We start from the raw sequence: 20,917 nt of genomic DNA on the forward strand, positions 1-20,917 counted from the left end.
GTTCGGCACCGTCGACGTGCCCGCCGATGCGCCGCCGATGTTCGCCGTCCTCGCTGCCGACGATCCGCTGTTCGCGGGCAAGGGCTTCGGCCTGATCGAATCGTGGCAAAAGGCCAGGCGCCCGGTCGAGTTCCATCTGTATCAGGGCGGCGGTCATGGCTTCGGATTGGGCAAGAACGGGACGACCAGCACCGACTGGTTCGACAGCTTCATCCACTGGCTCGATGTCAACGGCTGGATGACGAAAAAGTAGGGGCGTCAGATCGGCGGCAGCAGCTGATCGGCGATGCCCCAACCTTTCAGGATGCGGCCATTGGCGCGTTCGATCAGTTCGGCGGCATCGCCCAGCGTCCAGCGCGCGGGCGTGTCGATGTCCTTGAGTTCGCTCCACGCAACCGGCGCTGCCACCGGCGCGCCGGGGCGTGCGCGCACGACATAGGGCAGCACCGCCGTCGACCCGCGCTGGTTCCGCAGCCAGTCGATGAAGATGCGCCCCTTGCGCTTCGCCTTGCTCATGTTCGCGGTGAAGCGATCCGGCTCCGCCGTCGCCAGCGCGCGGGCGAAGCGATCGGCAAAGGATTTGACCTCCGGCCACTCGGCCTCGGCCCTCAGCGGCACGACGACATGCACGCCCTTGCCTCCCGACAGCATGGCAAAGCTGGTCAGGCCCATATCGGCCAGCACCGATTTCAGATGCTCGGCGGCCTTTTTCACATCGCCGAAATCAAGTCCCTCATCGGGGTCGAGGTCGAAGACCAGGCGATCGGGCCGCTCGACGTCCGCCACCCGCGCGCCCCAGCCGTGAAACTCGATCGTGCCCATCTGCACGCACGCCAGCATTCCGGCGGCGTCGGTGACGTAGAGATAGGGTTCGTGCCCTCCGTCCTTTTCGCGAATGTCGACCTGGTGGACCTGCTCGCCGAAACTGCCCGCGTCGTGTTTCTGGAAGAAGCATTGCTTCGCCCGCCCCTGCGGACAGCGAACCAGACTGATCGGGCGGTCAGCCAGCCACGGCAGCGCCAGCCCGGCGACCGCCGCGTAATAATCGGCCAACTGTCCCTTGGTGATGCCGTCGCCGGGAAAGATCACGCGCTCGCGGCTGGTGATGCGAGCCGCCGGAGCATCGGCGACCGCCGCCGTCGGCTCCGGTCCCACGTCCTTCGCGGACTTGTCGTCGCGCAGCGCGATAAAGCTGGCGTGGCGCACCACCTGTTCGGCAGTGAACTCGGCAAAGGCGATCTCGGCCACCAGCTTCGGCGTCACCCACTGCACCCCCCGCGCGGCGGCGCGCGGCACGTCGAGCGGCGCGGTCTTGCGCGTCAGTCGTCCCAGCTTGGCCAGCAGCATGTCCTGCGTCGCGGCGTTGAACCCGGTGCCAACCTTGCCCGCGTAACGCAGCCGCCCGTCCTCGTTCAGCCCCAGCAGCAGCGACCGAAACCCCCGCCCCTTCGACGATGACGGCAGCCAGCCGACTACGACGAACTCCTGCCGCCGCACGCATTTGACCTTCAGCCAGGACTTGCCACGCCCCGCGCGATAGGGGGCGTCGGCGCGTTTCGACACGATGCCCTCCAACCCCTCCGCACACATCGCATCGAACAGCTTCTCGCCCGCGCCCAGCACATGTTCGGCATATTGAATGCGCGCGTCCCCGGCGGGCAACAGCGCCTGCAACCGCTGCTTGCGCTCGACCAGCGGCAACGCGCGCAGATCGTCCCCGCCCGCCGCCAAAAGGTCGAACGCGAACAAGATCATCTCGCCGCCACCGTTCGAAATCGCGTCCTGAAGTGTCGAGAAATCGGGCTTGCCGTCCTTCATCGCGACGATCTCGCCGTCGATCAGCGCGGGTGTGTCGATCGCAGCCATCGCAGCGGCAATGGCAGGAAACCTGTCGGTCCAGTCCAGCCCCGAGCGGGTATAGACGCGCGGGCCATTGCCGCCGGTGGCGATCAGCGCGCGATAACCGTCATATTTCATCTCGTGCAGCCAGCCATTGCCCGGCGGCACCGCATCGGACAGCGTGGCGAGTTGCACATCCTGCGCCTTTGGCCGGACAGCCTTGCGCGACGCCGCCCTGGCGCGCGCCGGCTTCTTGCCGTCGGCGATTTCCTGCATCGTGCGGCCGGTGTCGATGCTGGTCAGCGCGGTTTCGACCAGTTCGTCGGCACCCCCGGCGTGCGCGTCGTCCAGCTTTCGCAGCAGCCAGTTCTCGCGCTTCTCCCGCCCGCGCGGTTTCAGCCGGATCAGCAACCACTCGCCCTTCATCCGGTCGCCATCCAGGACGAAGTGCAGATGCCCCTTGTCGATGTCGCTGGCCGACTTGCCCTTGATCGGCGCCCACGTCCCCCGGTCCCACAGCATGACAGTGCCGCCGCCATATTCGTCCGCCGGGATGGTGCCCTCGAACGCGGCATAGGACATCGGGTGATCCTCGGTCCGCACCGCCAGCCGTTTTTCGGCGGGGTCCAGGCTGGGCCCGCGTGTCACTGCCCAGCTTTTCAGCACGCCGTCCAGTTCGATGCGGAAATCCCAGTGCAGGCGCGTCGCGTCATGTTTCTGCACGACGAACGCATTGCCATTGCCCGCCGCCAGCGTGCCCGCCGGTTCGGCGGTGCGCGCGAAATCGCGCTTGGCGTTATAGGTCGCAAGCGGATCGGAGCGGTTCGCCACGCGCCGCCCCGTCACGCGCGCTTGCGGGCGGGCGATTTGCGCGGCGCGGCGGGTTTCCTGGCCGCCGTCTTTTTCGCCGGTGCCTTGCGCTTGGTGCCGCCGGTCGTCTCGCCCGGTTTTTCCAGGCTTTTCTTGAGCGCCGCCATCAGGTCGACCACGTTCGATCCGCGCCGGGCGGGGGAATCGTCATCGGTATCCTCGACGATCTTGCCGCCCTTGGCCTTGGTCTTGCGCTCGATCAGCCCCTTGAGCGCATCGACATAGCGGTCGTGAAAGACGCTGGGGTCGAACTTGCCCGCCTTTTTCTCGATCAGCGTTTCGGCCAGGTCGAGCAGGTCGGCATCGGGCGCATCGTCGGGAATGTCGCGGAAGTATCCCTGCGCCTTGTGCACTTCGTCGGCATAGCGCAGCGTTTCCAGCACCATGCCGCGTCCGCACGGCTTCAGGCTGACGACATATTCGCGGCCGCGCAGCGCGAGTTGCCCCAGCCCGACCTTCTTGGTGCGCTTCAACGCCTCGCGCAGCACGATGAACGCTTCCTCCGCCAGATCGTCGGCAGGGACCACGAAATAGGGCTTTTCATAATACAGCACGTCGATCTCGTGCGCGTCGACGAACTGGGTCAGTTCCAGCGTCTTTTTCGATTCGAGCTTCACCGCCTCGATCTCGTCCTGCTCGAGCAGCACATAACTGCCCTTCTCGATCTCGAAGCCCTTCATGATCTCGTCGGCGTCAACCGGGCCAACGCCGGGGACGACCTTTTCATATTTGATCGGCTTGCCGGTGGGTTCGTGGATCTGGCGAAAGCTGATCGAGGCGCCACTGCGCGTCGCCGAATAGATTTCGACCGGGATCGAGACGAGGGCGAGGCGGATCTGCCCCTGCCAATATGCGCGCGCCGCCATGCCCATGATCCCATTCGTTGCGAAACCGATTCAAAGCGCGAGCGAGGCTTGTGTTCCTCACCAGCATTCCTCGACAGCCAACGGCGACAGGCGTATGTCGCGGCGATCATGGCCGACGATCCCTTTTCGCTGTTCGATGCCTGGTTCGCCGAAGCGCGGGCGAGCGAGCCGAACGATCCCAACGCGATGGCGCTGGCCACAGCCGATGCCGCCGGCCGCCCGTCGGTTCGCATGGTGTTGCTGAAAGGGCATGGCCCGGACGGCTTTGTTTTCTACACCAATCGCGAAAGCCGCAAGGCAGGCGAGCTGGCGGCCAACACGCACGTCGCCTTGCTGTTTCACTGGAAATCTCTGCGCCGTCAGATTCGCATCGAGGGGACTGTCGCGCCCGCGACTGACGCCGAATCCGACGCCTATTTCGCCAGCCGCAGCCGCGATTCACAGCTTGGCGCCTGGGCCAGCGACCAGTCGCGCCCGCTGGCCGACCGCGCGGCATTTGAAGCGCGGTTCGATGAGATGAAGGTCCGGTTCGACGGCGGCGACGTGCCGCGCCCGCCGCACTGGGGCGGCTATCGCGTCACGCCGACCGCGATCGAGTTCTGGCAGGACCGCGCCCACCGGCTGCACGAACGCCGCCTGTTCACCGCCACCGACGATGGCGGCTGGCGGGAGGGGATGCTGTTCCCGTGACCGAAACCGAACGTCGCCGGTCGATCCTGAACAACGTCACCGCGCGCGCCGCGATGGCGAGCGTGGCGACCGCGCTGTTCCTGCTGGCGCTCAAGGGCTATGCCGCCTGGACGACCAGTTCGGTTGCGCTGCTGGGCAGCCTGGCCGATTCGGCGCTCGATGTGCTGGCATCAGTCGTCACGCTCTATGGCGTGCGGCTGGCGGCACAGCCCGCCGACCACGACCACCGTTTCGGCCATGGCAAGGCAGAGGCGCTGGCCGCGCTGTTCCAGGTCGCGCTGATTACCGCATCGGCGCTGGCGATCGGCTGGCGCGGCGTGACGGCGATGGGCAACGATGCGCCGATCACAGACGCGGGGCTGGGCATCGCGGTGTCGGTCGTGGCGATTGTCGCGACGCTGCTGCTGGTCGCTTATCAGAAGCGGATTATCGCTGCGACCGGATCGGTCGCGGTCAAGGCTGACAGCCTCCATTATCAGGGCGACATCCTGCTCAACCTGTCGGTGATCGGCGCGCTGATCCTCGATCGCTATCTGGGACTTGCGGGCGCCGATGCGCTGTTCGGTATCGCCATTGCCGCATGGCTGGGCTTTGGCGCGTTCAAGGCGTCGGCGCACGCCATCGACCAGTTGATGGACAAGGAATGGCCCGAGAACGAGCGCCAGCGATATATCGCCGTCGCGGTCGCCAATCCCGATGTGCGCGGCATCCATGATTTCCGCACGCGCCGGTCGGGCACGCGCGATTTCGCGCAGTTCCATATGAACGTCGACCGCAACCTGACCATTGTCGAGGCGCATGACGTGGTCGAAGCCGTCGAGATCGCGCTGCACCGGACCTTTCCCAAGGTGGAAGTGCTGATCCACCTCGATCCCGAAGGGCATATCGACACCGACGACCCCCTGGTCGAACAGGATGTCACCCCCCACTGGTTCCAGAAGCGCGCCTGATGACAGAACTGACCTTTGCCCAGATCGATGCCTTTGCCGACCGTCCATTCGCGGGCAATCCGGCGGCGGTGATGCCGCTGGATGACTGGCTGGACGACCCGGTGCTGCAAGCCATTGCCGCAGAGAATAATCTGGCCGAAACCGCCTTTCTGGTGCGCGACGCGAACGGCGCGGCCGATTACGAACTGCGCTGGTTCACCCCCACGGTCGAGATCGCGCTGTGCGGCCATGCCACGCTGGCCAGCGGCCATTGGCTGTTGTCGAACGATCCTGCACGCGACCGCGTAACCTTTTCGACGCGGCGCGCGGGCGAACTGAGCGTCGAGCGTGACGGCGCGGGCTATGCCATGGCGCTGCCCGCCTATCCGCCGTCGCCCGCCGACATGCCCGAACTGCTGACGGCATTGGGCGTCGCGCGGGGCGAAGTGCTGCGCCATCCGGCGGGCTATGATCTGGTGGTGCTGGACCACGCCGACGCCGTGCGTGCGCTGCGTCCCGATTTCCGCGCGCTGGCGGCGATCGGCGACACGCTGAACATCGTCACCGCGCCCGGCACCGAGACCGATGTGGTCAGCCGCGTCTTCGCCCCCGCCGCCGGGATTGACGAGGACCCGGTGACCGGATCGGCGCATTGCGTGCTGGCCCCTTACTGGGCCGCGCGCCTTGGCCAGTCGCGCTTCACCGCCTTTCAGGCCAGCACGCGCGGCGGCCATGTCGATTGCGAGGCGGCGGGCGACCGCACCATCCTGCGCGGACAATGCGTGACCGTGATCGAGGGGCGCTTCCGCCTTTAACGCCGCACCAGTGTGCCGGCACCCCGCCGGGTAAAGATTTCCAGCAGCATCCCGTGCGGTATCCGCCCGTCGAGGATGACGGCGGCATCCACCCCCGCCTCCACCGCGGCGACACAGGTTTCGACCTTGGGGATCATGCCCCCCGAAATCGTGCCGTCGGCCTTCAGCTCGGCGATGCGCTGCGGATTCAGGTCGGTCTGAAGCTCACCCGACTTGTCGAGCACGCCCGGCACGTCGGTCAGCAGGAAAAAGCGCGACGCCCCCAGCGCCCCGGCGATCGCGCCCGCCATCGTGTCGGCATTGATGTTATAGGTATGCCCGTCCGCGCCCAGCGCCACGGGGGCCACCACCGGGATGACATTCTGGCTGGCCAGCATGTTCAGGATCATCGGATCGACCGCGACCGGCTCTCCGACAAAGCCCAGATCGACATGCCGCTCGATCCCCGAATTGCGGTCGGGTTCGGTGCGGCTGACCTTCTCAGCGGTGACCAGCCGCGCGTCCTTGCCCGAAATGCCGATCGCACGACCGCCCGCGGCGTCGATCCAGCCAACGATTTCCTTGTTGATCTTGCCCGCCAGCACCATTTCGGCGACTTCCGCCGTCGCCGCGTCGGTAACGCGCAGCCCGCCGATAAACTGCGATTCGACGCCCAGCCGCTTGAGCATCGCGCCGATCTGCGGCCCGCCGCCATGGACAACGACCGGGTTGATGCCGACCGCTTTCAGCAGCACCACGTCCTCGGCGAAATCGCGCGCCAGCTCGGGGTCGCCCATCGCATGGCCGCCATATTTGATGACGAACGTCGCGCCCGCATAACGCTGGATATAGGGCAGCGCTTCGGTCAGGGTTTCGGCCTTGGCGAGCATCGCGGGGTCGGGGGCGTGATTGGTCATGGGGTTCAGGTCCTCGCAGCGGCGGGGGTGCCGTCCAAGCGGCGGCCCAGCCCGACGAACAGATAGATGAGCGGCGGCACCAGGATCAGCGACAGCGTGACCTTGGCCAGCATCTGGCCCACGATCAGCTCGCCCACCGGGAACACGCCGTAAAAGGCGACGGTCACGAAAATCAGCGTGTCGAGGATCTGGCTCAGCACGCTGGCCACCCCGGCGCGCAGCCACAACATTTGCCCCTGCCCGCGTTTCAGCGCGTCGAACAGCGTCACGTTCAAAATCTGCGACAGGCCATAGGCCACGATGCCGCCCATCCAGATGCGCCAGGTGCTGCTCATCAACATGTTGAACGCGACGACCCGCTCCCCCTCCATGCTGGGCGCGGGCGGCAGTTGCACGACGATCCACGACAGCGCCATCGATGCCAGCAGCGGCACGAATCCCACCAGCACCAACCGGTTGGCGACCGCGCGGCCATGCAGTTCGGCCACCGCCGACGACACCACCACCAGCAGCAGGAAGGCAAAGATTCCCGCCTCCACAGCCAGCGGCCCCAATGCCACCTGCTTGTTGCCCAGCACCCCGGCGATACACACCATGCCGCCATAGAAAATGGCGAGCGCAAACAGCGAGCGGGATATCGGCGCGGGCGAGTCCATCGCGGGCGGTTAGCCGATGGCGCGCGCGGGGGGAAGTAGCAGAGGTGGGCCGGCCCGCCGCCGGGCGAACAAGCCACTGGCATCGCGTCCGATCCTGTGTCACGCGGGGCGTTGATCTGTGGCCGGGTTCAGCGGCCCGGCTGGAAAAGCGACCACGCTCTTGTTGACACGTTTCCTGATCGGCCTTTGCGGCATTGCCGTCATTCTGGCGATCGCCGTTCTTCTGTCCGACAATCGCCGCGCCATTCGCCTGCGCGTAGTGGGCGCGGCGTTCGCGTTGCAGGCGGGCATCGCTTTTCTCGTGCTTTATGTCCCTGCCGGCCGCTCGGCGATCCGCGGCATGGCGGCGGGCGTGTCGGCGCTGCTGGGCTATGCCAAGGCGGGCACCGACTTCATCTTTGGTCCGCTGGCGACGCCCGAGATGGGCGGGCAGAGCTTTGCCATCTCCGCCCTGCCGGTCATCATCTTCTTCGCCAGCCTGGTATCGGTCCTGTATCATCTGAAGGTCATGCAGTTCATCATCCGCTGGGTCGGCGGCGCGATCGAACGGGTGATCGGCGTGTCAAAGGTCGAATCGCTGTGCGCGGCCGCCAACATCTTTGTCGGGCAAAGCGAATCGCCGCTGGTCATCCGCCCCTATCTGGCCAGCCTGACGCCCAGCCAGTTGTTCACCGTGATGTCGGTCGGCATGGCGGGCGTCGCGGGCACCATCCTGGCGGCCTATGCCTCGTTCCTGGGGCCGGAATCGCTACCCTATCTGCTGGCGGCCAGTTTCATGGCGGCGCCGGGCGGCATCCTGATGGCCAAGATCATCATGCCCGATACCGCCTCCGCACCCAGCGTGCGGCACGACCGGTTCGAGGAAGCCGCCGTGCTGGCGGTCGCCGAGCCGGACCCCGAGGACGAACGGGCCGCCAACCTCATCATGGCCGCGGCAATGGGCGCACAGACGGGCGTCAAGATCGCGGTGGCGGTGGGGGCAATGGTGCTGGCGTTCGTGGCGCTGGTGGCGATGGCCAACGGCCTGCTGGGCGTGGTCGGCGGCTGGTTCGGCTATCCCGCGCTCAGCTTCCAGATGCTGATCGGGACCGTGTTTCAGCCGGTGATGTTCCTGCTCAACATCCCCTGGGACGAAGCGGGCATGGCAGGCGGGCTGTTCGGGACCAAGGTGGTGCTGAACGAATTCGTCGCCTTTATCGAACTGGGCCAGATCGGCGACCGGTTGAGCCAACGCACGATCGCCATCGTCACCTTTGCGCTGTGCGGCTTCGCCAATTTCAGCTCGATCGCGATTCAAATGGCCGCGACGGGCAGCCTGGCGCCCAGCCAGCGTCCGGTCATCGCCCGTCTGGGCGTGCGCGCACTGGTCGCCGGCAGCCTGGCCAACCTGATGTCGGCGGCGCTGGCGGGGCTGATCCTGCCCTGACCTGAACACCGCCCCGTTCCGGGGCGGTATTGGTTCACCGCACCGTCAGCGCCAGCGCGCCGTCGCCCTCATCCACCGAAACCGTCGATCCGTCGCGCACTTCGCCCTTCAGGATCAGGTCGGCCAGCGGGTCCTGCAGATACCGCTGCACCGCGCGTTTCAGCGGGCGAGCGCCATAGACGGGATCATATCCAACCCGGCCCAGCCACGCGCGCGCCGCATCGGTCAGGTCGATGGTGATCTTGCGATCGGCCAGCAGCCGGCTGACGCGTCCCACCTGGATGTCGACGATCGGCGCCATATGCTCCGCCGCCAGCCGGTGGAACAGGATCACCTCGTCCAGCCGGTTCAGGAACTCCGGCCGGAAATGCGCGCGCACCACGTCCATCACCTGCGGCTCGACCGCCTCCACCGACTCACCGTCGCCAAGGCTGGTCAGATACTGGCTGCCCAGGTTCGAAGTCAGGATGATGATCGTATTCGAGAAATCGACCGTGCGCCCCTGTCCATCGGTCAGGCGGCCGTCGTCCAGCACCTGCAGCAGCACGTTGAACACGTCGCCATGCGCCTTCTCCACCTCGTCGAACAGCACGACCTGATAGGGGCGCCGCCGCACAGCTTCGGTCAGCACCCCGCCCTCTTCATAACCGACATAGCCCGGCGGCGCGCCGATCAACCGCGCGACGGCGTGCTTTTCCATGAACTCCGACATGTCGATGCGGACCATCGCGTTCGCATCGTCGAACAGGAACTCGGCCAGCGTCTTGGTCAATTCGGTCTTGCCGACGCCGGTGGGGCCAAGAAACAGAAAGCTACCCAGCGGCCGGTTCGGGTCCTGCAGCCCCGCACGGCTGCGGCGCACGGCGGTCGACACCGCGCGCACGGCTTCGGCCTGACCGATCACGCGCTTGCCGAGCGCGTCCTCCATCTGGAGCAGCTTTTCGCGCTCCCCCTCCAGCATCCGGTCGACGGGGATTCCGGTCCAGCGGCTGACGACGCCGGCAATGTCGTCGGCGGTCACTTCCTCGCGCAGCATCGCACCCTGCGTCGCGCCCGCCGCTTCCTCAAGCTGCTTGGTCAGTTGCGGGATGGTGCCATAGGACAGCTCGCCAGCGCGGGCCAGGTCGCCGGTGCGCTGCGCCTGTTCCAGCGCGATGCGCGCGGCGTCCAGTTGCTCCTTCAGCTTGGCTTCGGCCCCGATCTTTTCCTTTTCCGCCTGCCAGCGCGCGGTCAGTTCGGCCGATTGCTGTTCCAGATTGGCCAGGTCGCGCTCGATCGTGTCGAGCCGGTCGATCGACGCGGCATCGGTTTCGCGGCGCAGCCCCTCGCGCTCGATCTTCAGGCGCAGGATGCGGCGGTCGAGCGTCTCGATCTCTTCGGGCTTGGATTCCATCTCCATGCGGATACGGCTTGCCGCCTCGTCCATCAGGTCGATGGCCTTGTCGGGCAGGAAACGGTCGGTGATGTAACGGTTGGACAGCGTCGCCGCCGACACCAGCGCGCCGTCGGTGATCCGCACGCCGTGGTGCAGTTCGTATTTTTCCTTGAGGCCCCGCAGGATGCTGACCGTGTCCTCGACGGTCGGCTCGCCCACGAACACCGGCTGGAACCGCCGCTGGAGCGCGGGGTCCTTCTCGACATATTTGCGATATTCATCCAGCGTGGTCGCGCCGATGCAGTGCAGCTCGCCGCGCGCCAGGGCCGGTTTCAACAGGTTCGACGCGTCCATCGCGCCATCGGTCTTGCCCGCGCCGATCAGCGTGTGCATCTCGTCGATGAACAGGATGATGTCGCCCTCGCCGGCCTTCACCTCGTCCAGCACGCCTTTCAACCGCTCCTCGAACTCGCCGCGATATTTCGCGCCCGCGATCAGGCTGCCCATGTCGAGCGCCATCAGCGTGCGGTCCTTCAGCGTGTCGGGCACGTCGCCATTGGCGATACGCAGCGCCAGTCCCTCGGCAATCGCGGTCTTGCCGACGCCGGGTTCACCGATCAGCACGGGATTGTTCTTGGTCCGGCGGGCAAGAATCTGGACGGTGCGGCGGATTTCCTCGTCGCGGCCGATCACCGGGTCCAGCTTGCCGTCGCGCGCCGCCTCGGTCAGGTCGCGGGCGAATTTCTTGAGCGCGTCATAGCGGTCCTCCGCCCCCGCCGTATCGGCGGTGCGACCCTTGCGGACGGTGTTGATCGCTTCATTCAGCGCCTGTGCGCGAACGCCCGCCTCTGCCAGCGCCCGGCTCGCGGCGTTGTTGCTTGAGAGCACCAGTGCCAGCAGCAGCCGTTCAACCGTGACAAAGCTGTCGCCGGCCTTTTGCGCGACCTGCTCGGCCTGATCCAGCACACGCACAATGTCGTTATCCAGCCCCGGCGTCGATTGCGCGCCCGACCCGCTGACCGCCGGGATTTTGGCCAGCGCCGCATCGGTTTCGGCCAGCGCCCGCCCCGCATCACCGCCCGCCGCCGCGATCAGGCGCGACGCCATGCCCTGCTCATCCTCCAGCAGTGCTTTCAGCAGATGTTCGGGCGCGATCCGCTGATGGTTCATGCGGATGGCGACAGTCTGCGCCGATTGCAGAAAGCCCTTGGCGCGATCGGTGAATTTTTCGAGGTTCATGACGTTCCTGCCGGCCCTTCGTCCCGTTCGTTGATGCTGCGGAGATAGTGTTGCAGATCAGCAACACAAGCCATGTCACACCCGGAAAAAAAAGGGCGCCCCGATCGGGACGCCCCTGCCTGCCTATTTCGCCGCGTCGGGCCGTTTCGCCTTTGGCGCGTCGGCGGCGTAGAGTTTGCCGAACTCGCTGTCTTCATACCAGACCGGCGCGGCGGGCGCGTCGGCCAGCGCGCGGGCAATGTTGTAATTCACGCGTGCGAACTTGGCGCCCGCTACCCAGTTGAACGGCAGGCTGACCTCATCGCTGGGCTTGTGATAATGGTTCGCCAGGAAATCCTTGAACACCTTTTCCCCGCCATTGGCGAAACCGGTGACGAGGAACACTGACGGCACCCCTTCGGTGACGAAGCGATAATGGTCCGACCGGGTGAACAGGTTTTCCTCCGGCATCGGATCGGGCGACAGCTTGATGCCCATGTCGCCCGTCGCCTTGGCGACGATCGGCCCCATGGTCGAATGTTCGGCGCCGAACGCCACGACATCGGTGAAGTCATACAGCAGCACCGGCATGTCGAGGTTGACGACGCTCGTCACCTTGGCGCCCGGCAGGGGATGCTTGGCGAGATATTGCGAGCCGAGCAGCCCGTCCTCCTCCGCCGTCACCGCCGCGAACAATATGGTGCGCTTGGGTTTCTCACCCGCCTGCATGAAGGCGCGCGCCGCCTCCATCATGGTCGCGACACCGGCGGCATTGTCCATCGCGCCGTTGAAGATCTTGTCGTCCCCCTTGGCATGATCGCCCATGCCGACATGGTCGAGATGCGCCATCAGCAGCACCGCCTCGTCCTTCAGCGCCGGATCGCTGCCGGGGATCATCGCCACCACATTGGGGCTTGTGAAACGCGCCGCTGCCGAGGTCGCGGCAAAGCCGATGCGCGGCTTCAGCGCAAAGCCGCCGACCGATACCCCCTTGTCCACCGCGGCCAGCACGGCCTTGTAATCCTGCGGCGCGCCCGCGAACAGCGCCTGCGCGGCAGGCCCGCGCGCCAGCCCCGACGCCTTGATGCCCGGCGCGTTGCGATAGGGCGCGCCGGTGTCGGTCGCCCAGCTCATATACGGTTCGTCACCCTGTTCCTTGATGACTTCCCACGGAAACTGCTTGGCCATCGCACTGTCGAGCAGCGTGATGACGCCGACCGCGCCATGTTCCTCGGCAATCTGCTGCTTGCGGTTGTTGATCGCGGCGGCAACGTCGCTCGGAATACCCTTGGGCACGCCATAGAACAGGACGACGGTCTTGCCCGTCACGTCAAGTCCCTTGTAATCGTCGATGCCGCGCGCTTCGTCCACGACGCCGCGCCCGACGAACACCAATTCGGTTTCCAGCGATTGCGCGCCGGTGCCATACATATTCGCCATGACATCGCCGCCATGCGCGAACGATTTGCCGCCGATCGTCAGGCCGCGCCGCGCGGTCTTGTCCGTCGTCACCTTGACGAAGGGAACCTGCTGATACCAGTCGCTGCCATTGGCGGGCGTCAGGCCAAGCGCCGCAAAGCGTTTCGCGACATATTCCGCCGCCGCATCATAACCCGGCGTGCCCGCGTCACGGCCCTGCCGCGCGTCGTCCGCCAGCCAGGTGATATCGGCCTTTACCCGATCGGCTGAAAAATCAGGGGTCGACTGGGCCAGCGCCGTGCCGGCCATCAGCGCGATCAACAGGCCGGCAGCAAGGGTCTTGTGCATCGGGTCGGAAATCCTCGAACGTTTCAGGCGATACGGTGTAGCAGCCAGGCAGCACACCGCAAGCGTATCAGAGCAGCAGCCAGTCCTTGGCATCGCCGCCCACCGCCCCGCCACCGCGCCGCCGCGCCAGTTCGGTTTCCGCAGTGAAGCGCACATCCTCATCGCGGTCGGTCAGGAATTTCGCGAGCGATTCATTGTCGATCTCGCGCCATTCCCTGCCCCGGTCGGGACCATAACGGACGCGCGGCAGCAAACCGGGCCGTGAAGACCATTCGACCAATTGTTCGACACTGGCCTCGTTCAGCATGTCGCGCAGATGGTGTGCGGTGACATAGGCGTCGGGAAAGGCGCGGTGGATGGGCAGACCGCGTTCATGCTCCAGCCCATCGGGCTTACGCCAATATCGCAGCACCTGATTGGAGAAGCTGGGTGAATCGGGCCATAGCCGTAGCGCGCATTTCCAGGTGCATATCCAGTCGGCGCCGTGGGTCAGCGAAGACGGGCAGAATTGCTGCTCGAAACTTGCCCGGTGCGCCGCCAGCGCGATGCGGCGGGGCCATGGGTCGAGGATCGGGCGGGCAATGTCGTGAAACCACGGCGCGTCGGCCACATCTTCTTCCAGGATATGGTGGATGGCCTGGGTTATGGGCGGGATCGGGCGGCCGGGATTGACGAAGCGCGCACCGCCTTCGCCGTGCAGTTCCCAGCGGCCATCCTTGCCCTGCGCCACGTCCTGCCACCCGATCTCCAGCACGGCATGTGCCGGCGGCGCGGCGCCGGTGGTTTCAAGGTCGATGACGCGGATCATGTTCGGCTGTTTTGGGGGATACATGCCGCCAATGTGGCGATGTTTCCCCCCGATTGCGAGCCTTGCCTGACCCTCAGTGCCCGGCTTGCGGCCCGCGTTCCAGCCCGCTTGCCGCCAGTTGCGCGTCGATCATTGCCAGCAGCCGATCCAGCCCCGCCTGATCGCGGGCCTCCGCACGGGCGACCAGCACGTCCTGTGTGTTCGACGCGCGCAGCAACCACCAGCCGTCGGGCGTGTTGACCCGCGCGCCGTCAGTATCATTGACCTCTGCCCCTTCGTCGCGCAACCGGGCGAGCACTTCATCGATCACCGCGAACTTGCGCGCTTCATCGACCTGAAAGCGCATTTCGGGGGTGTTGACCATTGCCGGCATCTCGCTTCGCAACTGGGTCATCGACCTGCCGGTCAAATGCGCCGAGCTGATGAGGCGCACCGCGGCATACAGCGCATCGTCAAACCCGTAATAATCCTGAGCGAAAAAGATATGCCCCGACATCTCGCCCGCCAGCGGCGCGTCGGTTTCCTTCATCTTTGTCTTGATAAGGCTGTGGCCGGTCTTCCACATCAGCGGCTGACCGCCCAGTTCGGCGATCCGGTCATACAGCGCCTGGCTGGCCTTTACGTCGGCGATGATCGTCGCGCCCGGCGACACGCGCAGCACAGGTTCAACCAAGATGGACAAAAGCTGATCGCCCCAGATGACGCGGCCCTGCCCGTCAATCGCGCCGATCCGGTCGCCATCCCCGTCAAAGGCAAGTCCGAAATCGAGCTGCTTGTCCGCGACCAGCGCCTTCAGATCGGCAAGGTTCGCCTCTTCGGTCGGATCGGGATGATGGTTGGGAAAATTGCCGTCCACATCGGTGTAGAGCGTATGATGCTCACCCGGCAGCAGCTTGACGAGCTTCTCGACCACCGGGCCGGCGGCGCCGTTGCCCGCGTCCCAGCCGATGCGATAGGTGCCGCCCGCATATCCGGCCAGCAGGCGCCCGACATACAGGTCGGTGATGTCGACATCGCTGACGACGCCCTCCCCTGCGTCCCAATCGCCCGCTTCGGCCAGGATGCCGATATCCTGAATGTCGTCGCCGAAAAATGGCTTGTGCTGAAGCACCATCTTGAAGCCATTGTAATCGGCGGGATTATGGCTGCCGGTTATCTGGATGCCGCCATCAACCTCTAGCGTCGCCTCGGCATAATAGAGCATCGGCGTGGGACCCAGGCCGATGCGAACCACATCGACGCCCGATGCCGTCAGCCCGCGCACCAGCGCCGCTTCCATCTCGATCGAGCTGACGCGCCCGTCGCGCCCCACGGCCACGCGGGTGCCGCCCGCGCGGCGCACGCGCGTGGCGAAACCGCGGCCGATCGCCTCGGCATCGGCGGCGTGCAGCGTTCGCCCGACGATGCCCCGGATGTCATATTCACGAAGCGAGGTCGGGTCGATGCGATGTGTCATGATTGCCCCTGTGCAATGCGGTCGGATCGTATCAATCCGCCGGTGCGGGGAAGGTTGCAGCCCGCCCGATCAGCGTATCCGTCGCAACAGCACGTCGCGCGCGGCGTTGATGCGCCGCGTCAGGTCGGCGGAACCGCCCCTGTCGGGGTGCACCGCGCTGACCAGCCGCCGGTGCGCGGCGCGGATGGCATCGGCATCCGCCCCCGCCGCGACGCCCAGCACGTCGCGCGCCTCCGCCTCCGACAGGGCGATGCGCGGGCGGCGGGCGCTTTTCAGGAACCACCAGACGGCCGCCATCAGCGCGACGGCGAAGAGCAATTTGGCGATCATGCGACCAACGGCGCCTGCGCCGACAATTCCGGCAGCGCCAGCCCGGTCATCATCTCACGCAACTCCTGGCGCGCGGCGACGTGGCTCAGGCCCATCTCCCCGAATTCGCGCGCATCGAGCATCGTCAGCCCCTGCGGGAACAATTCGCGATAGATGACGCGTTCGGACAGGCCCGAGATCACGCGAAAGCCGACGCGGCGCGACAATTGCTGGATCGCTTCCGACACGCGGCGCATGTTGCGCGCCTCGATATGCTGGAGCCGGTTGCGAAGCACCACCCAGTCGATGGTCGAGCCGTCGACCCGCGCGCGTTTCTTGCGCGACTCCCAGATCAGCTCCGAATAAAAACTGGGCCGCGTCACCTTGTAATCATCGGGATCGACCTGACCGATCAGGTCGAAATCGACAAAACTGTCGTTCATCGGCGTGACCAACGTGTCGGCATTGGTCACGGCCAGCCGGGCAAAGGGATCGTCGCGCCCCGGCGTGTCGATGACCAGGAAATCGCTCTGAAAGCTCAACTCGCCCAGCAACTCGGCGAAACGGTCATGACTTTCACCGTCATGCGTGGCGTGGCGCGGCATCGGCAGCGGCTTGCCGATCCGCAGCATCGTCGCGGCGCGATTGTCGAGATAGCGGCCCAGCGTGCGCTGGCGGTGGTCGAGGTCGAGCGCGGCGACCCGCGCGCCCTTGGCGGCCAACGCGATCGCGACATGGACAGCGGTGGTGGACTTGCCCGTGCCCCCCTTTTCATTGGCAAAGACGATGACGTGCAGGCCGTCGGCGTGGCTGGCCAAGATGCGAACTTCCCTTGTTGATCGGCCGCCCGCTCCCCCATAGAACGCGCCGCCCAAGGGTCATTATCGCAAGGGGCGAGCCGTGCAAACCATCCGTGACAAGGCAAGCCTCGGAACCACCATCGACTCGTGGAAAGTCGCGGGTGATCGCGTGGCGCTGGTGCCGACGATGGGCGCGCTGCACGCCGGGCACATGGCGCTGGTCGCCGAAGCGCGCCGCCACGCCCCGCGAGTCGCGGTGTCGATCTTCGTCAATCCGATGCAGTTCGGCGCGGGCGAGGATCTCGATCGCTATCCCCGCCGTGAACAGGCCGATGCGCGGTTGCTGGCCGATGCGGGCGTCGACCTGCTGTGGTTGCCCCCGGTCGAGGCGATGTATCCGGCCGGGTTCGCCAGCAAGGTGTCGGTTTCCGGCGTCAGCGACGGGCTGGACGGCGCGGCACGACCGGGCCATTTCGACGGCGTCGCCACGATCGTCACAAAGCTGTTCAATCAGGTCCGCGCCGATGTTGCGCTATTCGGGGAAAAGGATTTCCAGCAGCTCGCCGTCATCCGCCGCATGGTCGCCGATCTCGACATCGGGGTCGAGGTGATCGGCGTGCCGACCCAGCGCGACGATGACGGTTTGGCGCTGTCGTCACGCAACCTCTATCTCGCGCCTGACGAACGCGCCGCCGCCGTCGCGCTGCCGCGCGCGCTGGGCGTGGCGGCACGCGCAATCGAACGCGGTGATGATGCGGCACAGGCTGTGGCCCAGGCGCGCGAGGCGCTGAGCGCGGCGGGCTTCGCGGTGGATTACGTCGCGCTGGTCGATGCCGAAACGCTGGCCGAAGCGCCGGGCGCCGACCGCCCCCGCCGCCTGCTGGCAGCCGCGCGGATCGGCGCGACGCGGCTGATCGACAATATCGGCATTCCGGCCAAACACGGTTAACCGCGTTAACCATTTATTGAGTGCTGCCCGTCATCCTGAAGTCACCCGAAATGGGGGGCGAAGGGGTGACAGCGACATGGGCAACAGTCTCAAGAGCGCACAGTTTCTGATCGAAAGCCGTCTGCGCGATGCCGCGCACGGCGATACCGACGCGCTTTACGATCTGGGCATGGTCTATGCCAGCGGTGCACAAGGCGCGGCGATCGACCTGATCGAAGCGCACAAATGGTTCAACCTGGCCGCCCAGTCCGGCAGCACCGCGGCGCAAGCCTGTCGCGCCGAGATCGCCAGCGACATGAGCGCACGCGAAATCGCCGCGGCCCAGCGCGCCGCACGCGCGTGGATGCAGTCGAGCCAAGCGCGCGCGCACTGACGGGCCGCAGCCAGCAGCGGGGCTTGCCGGTCTCGGATAATCCGGCCCTGCCACTGCCGCTTCACGCCGCCAGCACCAGCCGATCGCGCCCCGCGCGCTTGGCGGCGTAAAGCGCGGCGTCTGCTTCGCGCATTGCTTCGCCGCGGTCGCTGCCCGGCGCGATCACCGCCACGCCGGCACTCACCGTTGTCCAGATCGCACGCCCGTCGTCCAGCATGGTCGGCACACCGGCGAAATCGCGTCGCAGCCGTTCGCACACGACGCGCGCCTCATGCGGATCGCTGCCGGGCAGGACCAGCCCGAACTCCTCCCCGCCCAGCCGCGCGACCAGATCGTTGGCGCGCGTGTGCCGCGCCGCGACCCCGGCAAAGCGTTCGAGCACACGGTCGCCCGCGTCATGGCCGAACTCGTCATTGACGCGCTTGAAATGATCGATGTCGAAAATGGCGATACAGGCGCGGGCAGCGCCGCCGCGCGATAGCCGTTCGAACACCAGGTCGATCGCCTCGCTGAAGACGCGCCGATTGGCCAGGCCGGTCAGCGGGTCGGTGCGCGCCGCGCGCACCAGTTCGGCCTCCACCGCCTTGCGTTTGGTGATGTCGCGGATTGCGCAGATCATCTCGACCGCGCCGCCCGCATCCGGTTCGATCGCGCGCACGCGCATCTCGATCCAGCGTGTCGCGGTCGCGCGTTCGGGATCGGTCCGCACCTCGACAATCTGCGTCTGTCCGGGCGCGCGCAGCGCCTCCAGATGCGCGCGCATTGCGATTGGCCGGTGTTCCCCGGCCACCAGCGCGCTGGCGGGCGTGCCGATCAGCGCCGCGACGCGATAGTCGCCCATCCCCTCGATCGACGGCGAAACGAAACGGATCGCCCCGTTCGCATCGAGCGTCAGGATGATGTCGGAGGCATTTTCCGTCACCAGCCGGTAACGCGCCTCGCTGGCGGCCAGACGCACCACCACGTCCTTGCGGCGGCGCAGATCGGCGGCGGCGGGCAACACGGTCAGCGCGATTGTCGCGAGATAGAATTGCACCATGTGGATGCGCGCCGCCGGGTCGGGCGGCATCAGCGCGACCGGTCCCATGCCATGCATCGAAAAACTGATGGCGATCGTGGCCAGGATGAGCATCGCCACCGCCGCGCCCACGCGCCCCATGCGGAACGTCGCCAGCGTGACGGGCAGGATCGGCAGGAACGATGCTGGCATGATCGCCTGGGAAAAGGTGGCGAGCGCGACCCCCGTGACCAGTGCCGCATGACAGCCGCCCTCGACCCGCTCGCCATGCGACGCGTCGCGCCACCATTGGTTCAGGTCGCCGCTGACCAGCATCACCGCGATCGGCGTCACCGCGATCGCGCCCAGCGAATGGCCGTTGATCCAGTTGAGCCAGTTGGTCGCGAACTGGGTCGACGACACCGCCGATGCGACCCATGCCGATGGCGCACCCGACACGACCGCCGCGACGACGCCGCCGCCGATCAGCGCCACCACCTGGGAAATGCTGCGAAGCGCCCCGTCATCCAGTGGCGCCCAACGCCGCAGCGCCAGCGCCAGGATGGCCGCTTCGCCGAAATTGAGGACCGCCAGCGGCCCGGCGGCCACCGGTCCCAGCCCCGCGACGCTCGTCAGCAACGCGCTGATCGGCATCGCCACCAGCGCGATCGACAGCCAGGCACGAACCGCTTGCTTGGCGAGCACCGCCGCCAGCACGCCGTTCGCCAGCCACATGTAAGCCAGTCCCCCGTCGAAACGGGTCGTCAACGATACCAGGATGGCGGCGGCATAAGCCAATCCGATCATCGCCAGCGTCGTGGGCGATAGGGGCAGTCGGACGAAACGGCTCGGCATGTCTCACGCTTTAGCGCGCGGAGGTTAACGGACCTTTCCGGTCAACCGCGCGCGGCGTCCAGCACCCCCTGCCACGCGGTGCGTTCGGCCGGATAATCGGCCAGTCGCTCGACCGCGCCAAGGCCCTCGTCGGGATCGAACGTGACGGCCGCACGATATTCGAACGTCGCATTGCCCGCGATCTCGACGCCGGGGCGGCGATCGGTGCGCCCGCGGACCAGACCGCCGCGATTGCGGACCACGATATCGCTGTCCCACGCGATGCGCCCGGTCAGCGCCGCAGCATGGATCGACGCCGCCATCGCGCTGCCGCAACTGTCGGTCAGCCCGACGCCGCGCTCATAGGTCCGCACGAACAGCGCACCGTCGCCACCGGGCGCGACGAAGCTGATATTGGCGCGGCCGGGAATCAGCGGCGGTGCGGCCTCGCACCAGTCGCCCAGTGCGACCAGTTCCCCCTCGTCCACATCATCGACGAACGCGATCAGATGCGGGTTGGGCATCGCCAGTGCGGTAAAGCGGCGCTCGCTGGGCAGGCCCGGCACCGCCGCGTCGACAAAGCGCCCACCGGCGATCAGGCCGACATCGCGCGCATCGGTAGAGACCGAGGTGACGCGCGTCGCGATCGTCACCACACCGGGCGCCAGATCGGGCACGCGCGCGGCCCAGGCATCGCTTCTGGGCAGACCGACCAGCGCCTCGTCCAGCCCCGTCGCCTCGAAGCCCGCACGCGCGACGCAGCGCAGGCCGTTCAGGCATGTCTCCGCCTCGCTGCCGTCGGGATTGAACATGCGCTGCCCAAAGGCCGTCTTCCCGCGCGCTTCGACCAGCAGCAACAGGCCGTCGCCCCCGACTGGCCCGTCGCGATCGGCCAGCGCACGCGCGACCGCCGCCCAACCGGAATCGTCCAGCGACACGCCACGCGCATCGATCAGCGGGAAGTCGTTGCCCGAGCCATGGCATTTGATGAATTCGAAACGCATGGCCGCGACTTAAGACCACCCGGACGGCGACGCCAGCCCG

General features: G+C 66.5%; 18 protein-coding genes and 1 pseudogene. 7 read left to right on the forward strand and 12 right to left on the reverse strand.

Features of this window, described 5'->3' with window-relative positions; genetic code table 11:
• Nucleotides 1-253, forward strand: a pseudogene (locus VL973_RS11365) (alpha/beta hydrolase); the annotation flags it as partial.
• Nucleotides 254-258: 5 nt separating this feature from the next.
• On the opposite strand, the gene ligD reads toward VL973_RS11365, so the two are convergent.
• Together ligD and ku are read right to left on the reverse strand one after the other, a co-directional pair.
• A complete protein-coding gene (gene ligD, locus VL973_RS11370; protein ID WP_325284134.1) occupies nucleotides 259-2,670 on the reverse strand; it encodes a DNA ligase D in 2,412 nt (803 codons plus the stop codon).
• Between the two features lie 11 nt (nucleotides 2,671-2,681).
• A complete protein-coding gene (gene ku, locus VL973_RS11375; RefSeq protein WP_325284135.1) occupies nucleotides 2,682-3,575 on the reverse strand; it encodes a non-homologous end joining protein Ku in 894 nt (297 codons plus the stop codon).
• Nucleotides 3,576-3,683: 108 nt separating this feature from the next.
• Here ku and pdxH point away from each other — a divergent pair, with 108 nt between their 5' ends.
• Genes pdxH through VL973_RS11390 form a run of 3 tightly spaced genes read left to right on the forward strand, consistent with a single transcriptional unit; the run spans nucleotide 3,684 to nucleotide 6,009 of the window.
• Complete coding sequence (gene pdxH, locus VL973_RS11380) at nucleotides 3,684-4,265, forward strand: pyridoxamine 5'-phosphate oxidase (protein ID WP_325284136.1); 582 nt, start codon at nucleotides 3,684-3,686, stop codon at nucleotides 4,263-4,265.
• A complete protein-coding gene (locus tag VL973_RS11385) occupies nucleotides 4,262-5,215 on the forward strand; it encodes a cation diffusion facilitator family transporter (RefSeq protein WP_325284137.1) in 954 nt (317 codons plus the stop codon). Before pdxH ends, VL973_RS11385 begins: the two co-directional genes overlap by 4 nt.
• Complete coding sequence (locus tag VL973_RS11390) at nucleotides 5,215-6,009, forward strand: PhzF family phenazine biosynthesis protein (RefSeq protein ID WP_325284138.1); 795 nt, start codon at nucleotides 5,215-5,217, stop codon at nucleotides 6,007-6,009. The genes VL973_RS11385 and VL973_RS11390 overlap by 1 nt, the downstream gene beginning before the upstream one ends.
• On the opposite strand, the gene argB is transcribed toward VL973_RS11390, so the two are convergent.
• Nucleotides 6,006-6,905 (reverse strand): acetylglutamate kinase, encoded by a 900-nt coding sequence (argB, locus tag VL973_RS11395; RefSeq protein WP_325284139.1) that lies wholly within the window; start codon nucleotides 6,903-6,905, stop codon nucleotides 6,006-6,008. The two genes, VL973_RS11390 and argB, sit on opposite strands and share 4 nt — an antisense overlap.
• Before the next feature lie 5 nt (nucleotides 6,906-6,910).
• Nucleotides 6,911-7,561 carry a queuosine precursor transporter gene (locus tag VL973_RS11400; RefSeq protein WP_325284140.1) on the reverse strand — a complete coding sequence of 217 codons (651 nt, stop codon included), beginning with the start codon at nucleotides 7,559-7,561 and terminating at the stop codon, nucleotides 6,911-6,913.
• Nucleotides 7,562-7,724: 163 nt separating this feature from the next.
• Here VL973_RS11400 and VL973_RS11405 point away from each other — a divergent pair, with 163 nt between their 5' ends.
• Nucleotides 7,725-8,987, forward strand: a complete 1,263-nt coding sequence (locus tag VL973_RS11405; RefSeq protein WP_325284194.1) for a NupC/NupG family nucleoside CNT transporter — start codon at nucleotides 7,725-7,727, stop codon at nucleotides 8,985-8,987.
• Between the two features lie 34 nt (nucleotides 8,988-9,021).
• Here the strand turns inward: VL973_RS11405 and clpB are convergent, their stop codons facing one another.
• The 6 genes from clpB to VL973_RS11435 form a co-directional block, all read right to left on the reverse strand.
• Nucleotides 9,022-11,601, reverse strand: a complete 2,580-nt coding sequence (gene clpB, locus VL973_RS11410) for an ATP-dependent chaperone ClpB (RefSeq protein ID WP_325284141.1) — start codon at nucleotides 11,599-11,601, stop codon at nucleotides 9,022-9,024.
• A 123-nt stretch (nucleotides 11,602-11,724) separates the two neighbouring features.
• Nucleotides 11,725-13,347, reverse strand: a complete 1,623-nt coding sequence (locus tag VL973_RS11415; protein ID WP_325284142.1) for a M20/M25/M40 family metallo-hydrolase — start codon at nucleotides 13,345-13,347, stop codon at nucleotides 11,725-11,727.
• Nucleotides 13,348-13,414: 67 nt separating this feature from the next.
• Nucleotides 13,415-14,155, reverse strand: a complete 741-nt coding sequence (locus VL973_RS11420) for an exonuclease domain-containing protein (RefSeq protein ID WP_414712240.1) — start codon at nucleotides 14,153-14,155, stop codon at nucleotides 13,415-13,417.
• 73 nt (nucleotides 14,156-14,228) lie between these two features.
• Nucleotides 14,229-15,611, reverse strand: coding sequence for a phosphoglucomutase/phosphomannomutase PgmG (gene pgmG, locus VL973_RS11425; protein WP_325284144.1), 1,383 nt, complete (start codon nucleotides 15,609-15,611; stop codon nucleotides 14,229-14,231).
• 69 nt (nucleotides 15,612-15,680) lie between these two features.
• Nucleotides 15,681-15,938: a DnaJ domain-containing protein gene (locus tag VL973_RS11430; protein WP_325284195.1), complete on the reverse strand. Its 258-nt coding sequence runs from the start codon at nucleotides 15,936-15,938 to the stop codon at nucleotides 15,681-15,683.
• A complete protein-coding gene (locus VL973_RS11435; protein WP_325284145.1) occupies nucleotides 15,938-16,738 on the reverse strand; it encodes a division plane positioning ATPase MipZ in 801 nt (266 codons plus the stop codon). The genes VL973_RS11430 and VL973_RS11435 overlap by 1 nt, the downstream gene beginning before the upstream one ends.
• An 82-nt stretch (nucleotides 16,739-16,820) precedes the next feature.
• Here VL973_RS11435 and panC point away from each other — a divergent pair, with 82 nt between their 5' ends.
• Together panC and VL973_RS11445 are read left to right on the forward strand one after the other, a co-directional pair.
• Nucleotides 16,821-17,669, forward strand: a complete 849-nt coding sequence (gene panC, locus VL973_RS11440; protein WP_325284146.1) for a pantoate--beta-alanine ligase — start codon at nucleotides 16,821-16,823, stop codon at nucleotides 17,667-17,669.
• A gap of 76 nt (nucleotides 17,670-17,745) precedes the next feature.
• Nucleotides 17,746-18,042: a hypothetical protein gene (locus tag VL973_RS11445; protein WP_325284147.1), complete on the forward strand. Its 297-nt coding sequence runs from the start codon at nucleotides 17,746-17,748 to the stop codon at nucleotides 18,040-18,042.
• A gap of 61 nt (nucleotides 18,043-18,103) precedes the next feature.
• On the opposite strand, the gene VL973_RS11450 is transcribed toward VL973_RS11445, so the two are convergent.
• Entirely contained in the window at nucleotides 18,104-19,894 is a 1,791-nt protein-coding gene (locus tag VL973_RS11450) for a sensor domain-containing diguanylate cyclase (protein ID WP_325284148.1), read from the reverse strand.
• 41 nt (nucleotides 19,895-19,935) lie between these two features.
• The gene (gene dapF / locus VL973_RS11455; RefSeq protein WP_325284149.1) at nucleotides 19,936-20,877 is read right to left on the reverse strand and encodes a diaminopimelate epimerase; all 942 of its coding nucleotides are present in this window, start codon (nucleotides 20,875-20,877) and stop codon (nucleotides 19,936-19,938) included.
• Nucleotides 20,878-20,917 lie beyond the last annotated feature (40 nt).

It is taken from the genome of Sphingomonas sp. (genome assembly GCF_035490575.1).
Taxonomy (GTDB): Bacteria; Pseudomonadota; Alphaproteobacteria; order Sphingomonadales; family Sphingomonadaceae; genus Sphingomonas.

Excerpts from the sequence above, each read along its gene's own strand:
- VL973_RS11415 (WP_325284142.1), bottom strand. The coding sequence starts at position 13,347 with ATGCACAAGACCCTTGCTGCCGGCCTGTTGATCGCGCTGATGGCCGGC.
- VL973_RS11420 (WP_414712240.1), bottom strand. The coding sequence starts at position 14,155 with ATGATCCGCGTCATCGACCTTGAAACCACCGGCGCCGCGCCGCCGGCA.
- argB (WP_325284139.1), bottom strand. The coding sequence starts at position 6,905 with ATGACCAATCACGCCCCCGACCCCGCGATGCTCGCCAAGGCCGAAACC.
- pgmG (WP_325284144.1), bottom strand. The coding sequence starts at position 15,611 with ATGACACATCGCATCGACCCGACCTCGCTTCGTGAATATGACATCCGG.
- VL973_RS11390 (WP_325284138.1), top strand. The coding sequence starts at position 5,215 with ATGACAGAACTGACCTTTGCCCAGATCGATGCCTTTGCCGACCGTCCA.
- VL973_RS11400 (WP_325284140.1), bottom strand. The coding sequence starts at position 7,561 with ATGGACTCGCCCGCGCCGATATCCCGCTCGCTGTTTGCGCTCGCCATT.
- ku (WP_325284135.1), bottom strand. The coding sequence starts at position 3,575 with ATGGCGGCGCGCGCATATTGGCAGGGGCAGATCCGCCTCGCCCTCGTC.
- VL973_RS11450 (WP_325284148.1), bottom strand. The coding sequence starts at position 19,894 with ATGCCGAGCCGTTTCGTCCGACTGCCCCTATCGCCCACGACGCTGGCG.
- pdxH (WP_325284136.1), top strand. The coding sequence starts at position 3,684 with ATGGCCGACGATCCCTTTTCGCTGTTCGATGCCTGGTTCGCCGAAGCG.
- clpB (WP_325284141.1), bottom strand. The coding sequence starts at position 11,601 with ATGAACCTCGAAAAATTCACCGATCGCGCCAAGGGCTTTCTGCAATCG.
- VL973_RS11445 (WP_325284147.1), top strand. The coding sequence starts at position 17,746 with ATGGGCAACAGTCTCAAGAGCGCACAGTTTCTGATCGAAAGCCGTCTG.
- dapF (WP_325284149.1), bottom strand. The coding sequence starts at position 20,877 with ATGCGTTTCGAATTCATCAAATGCCATGGCTCGGGCAACGACTTCCCG.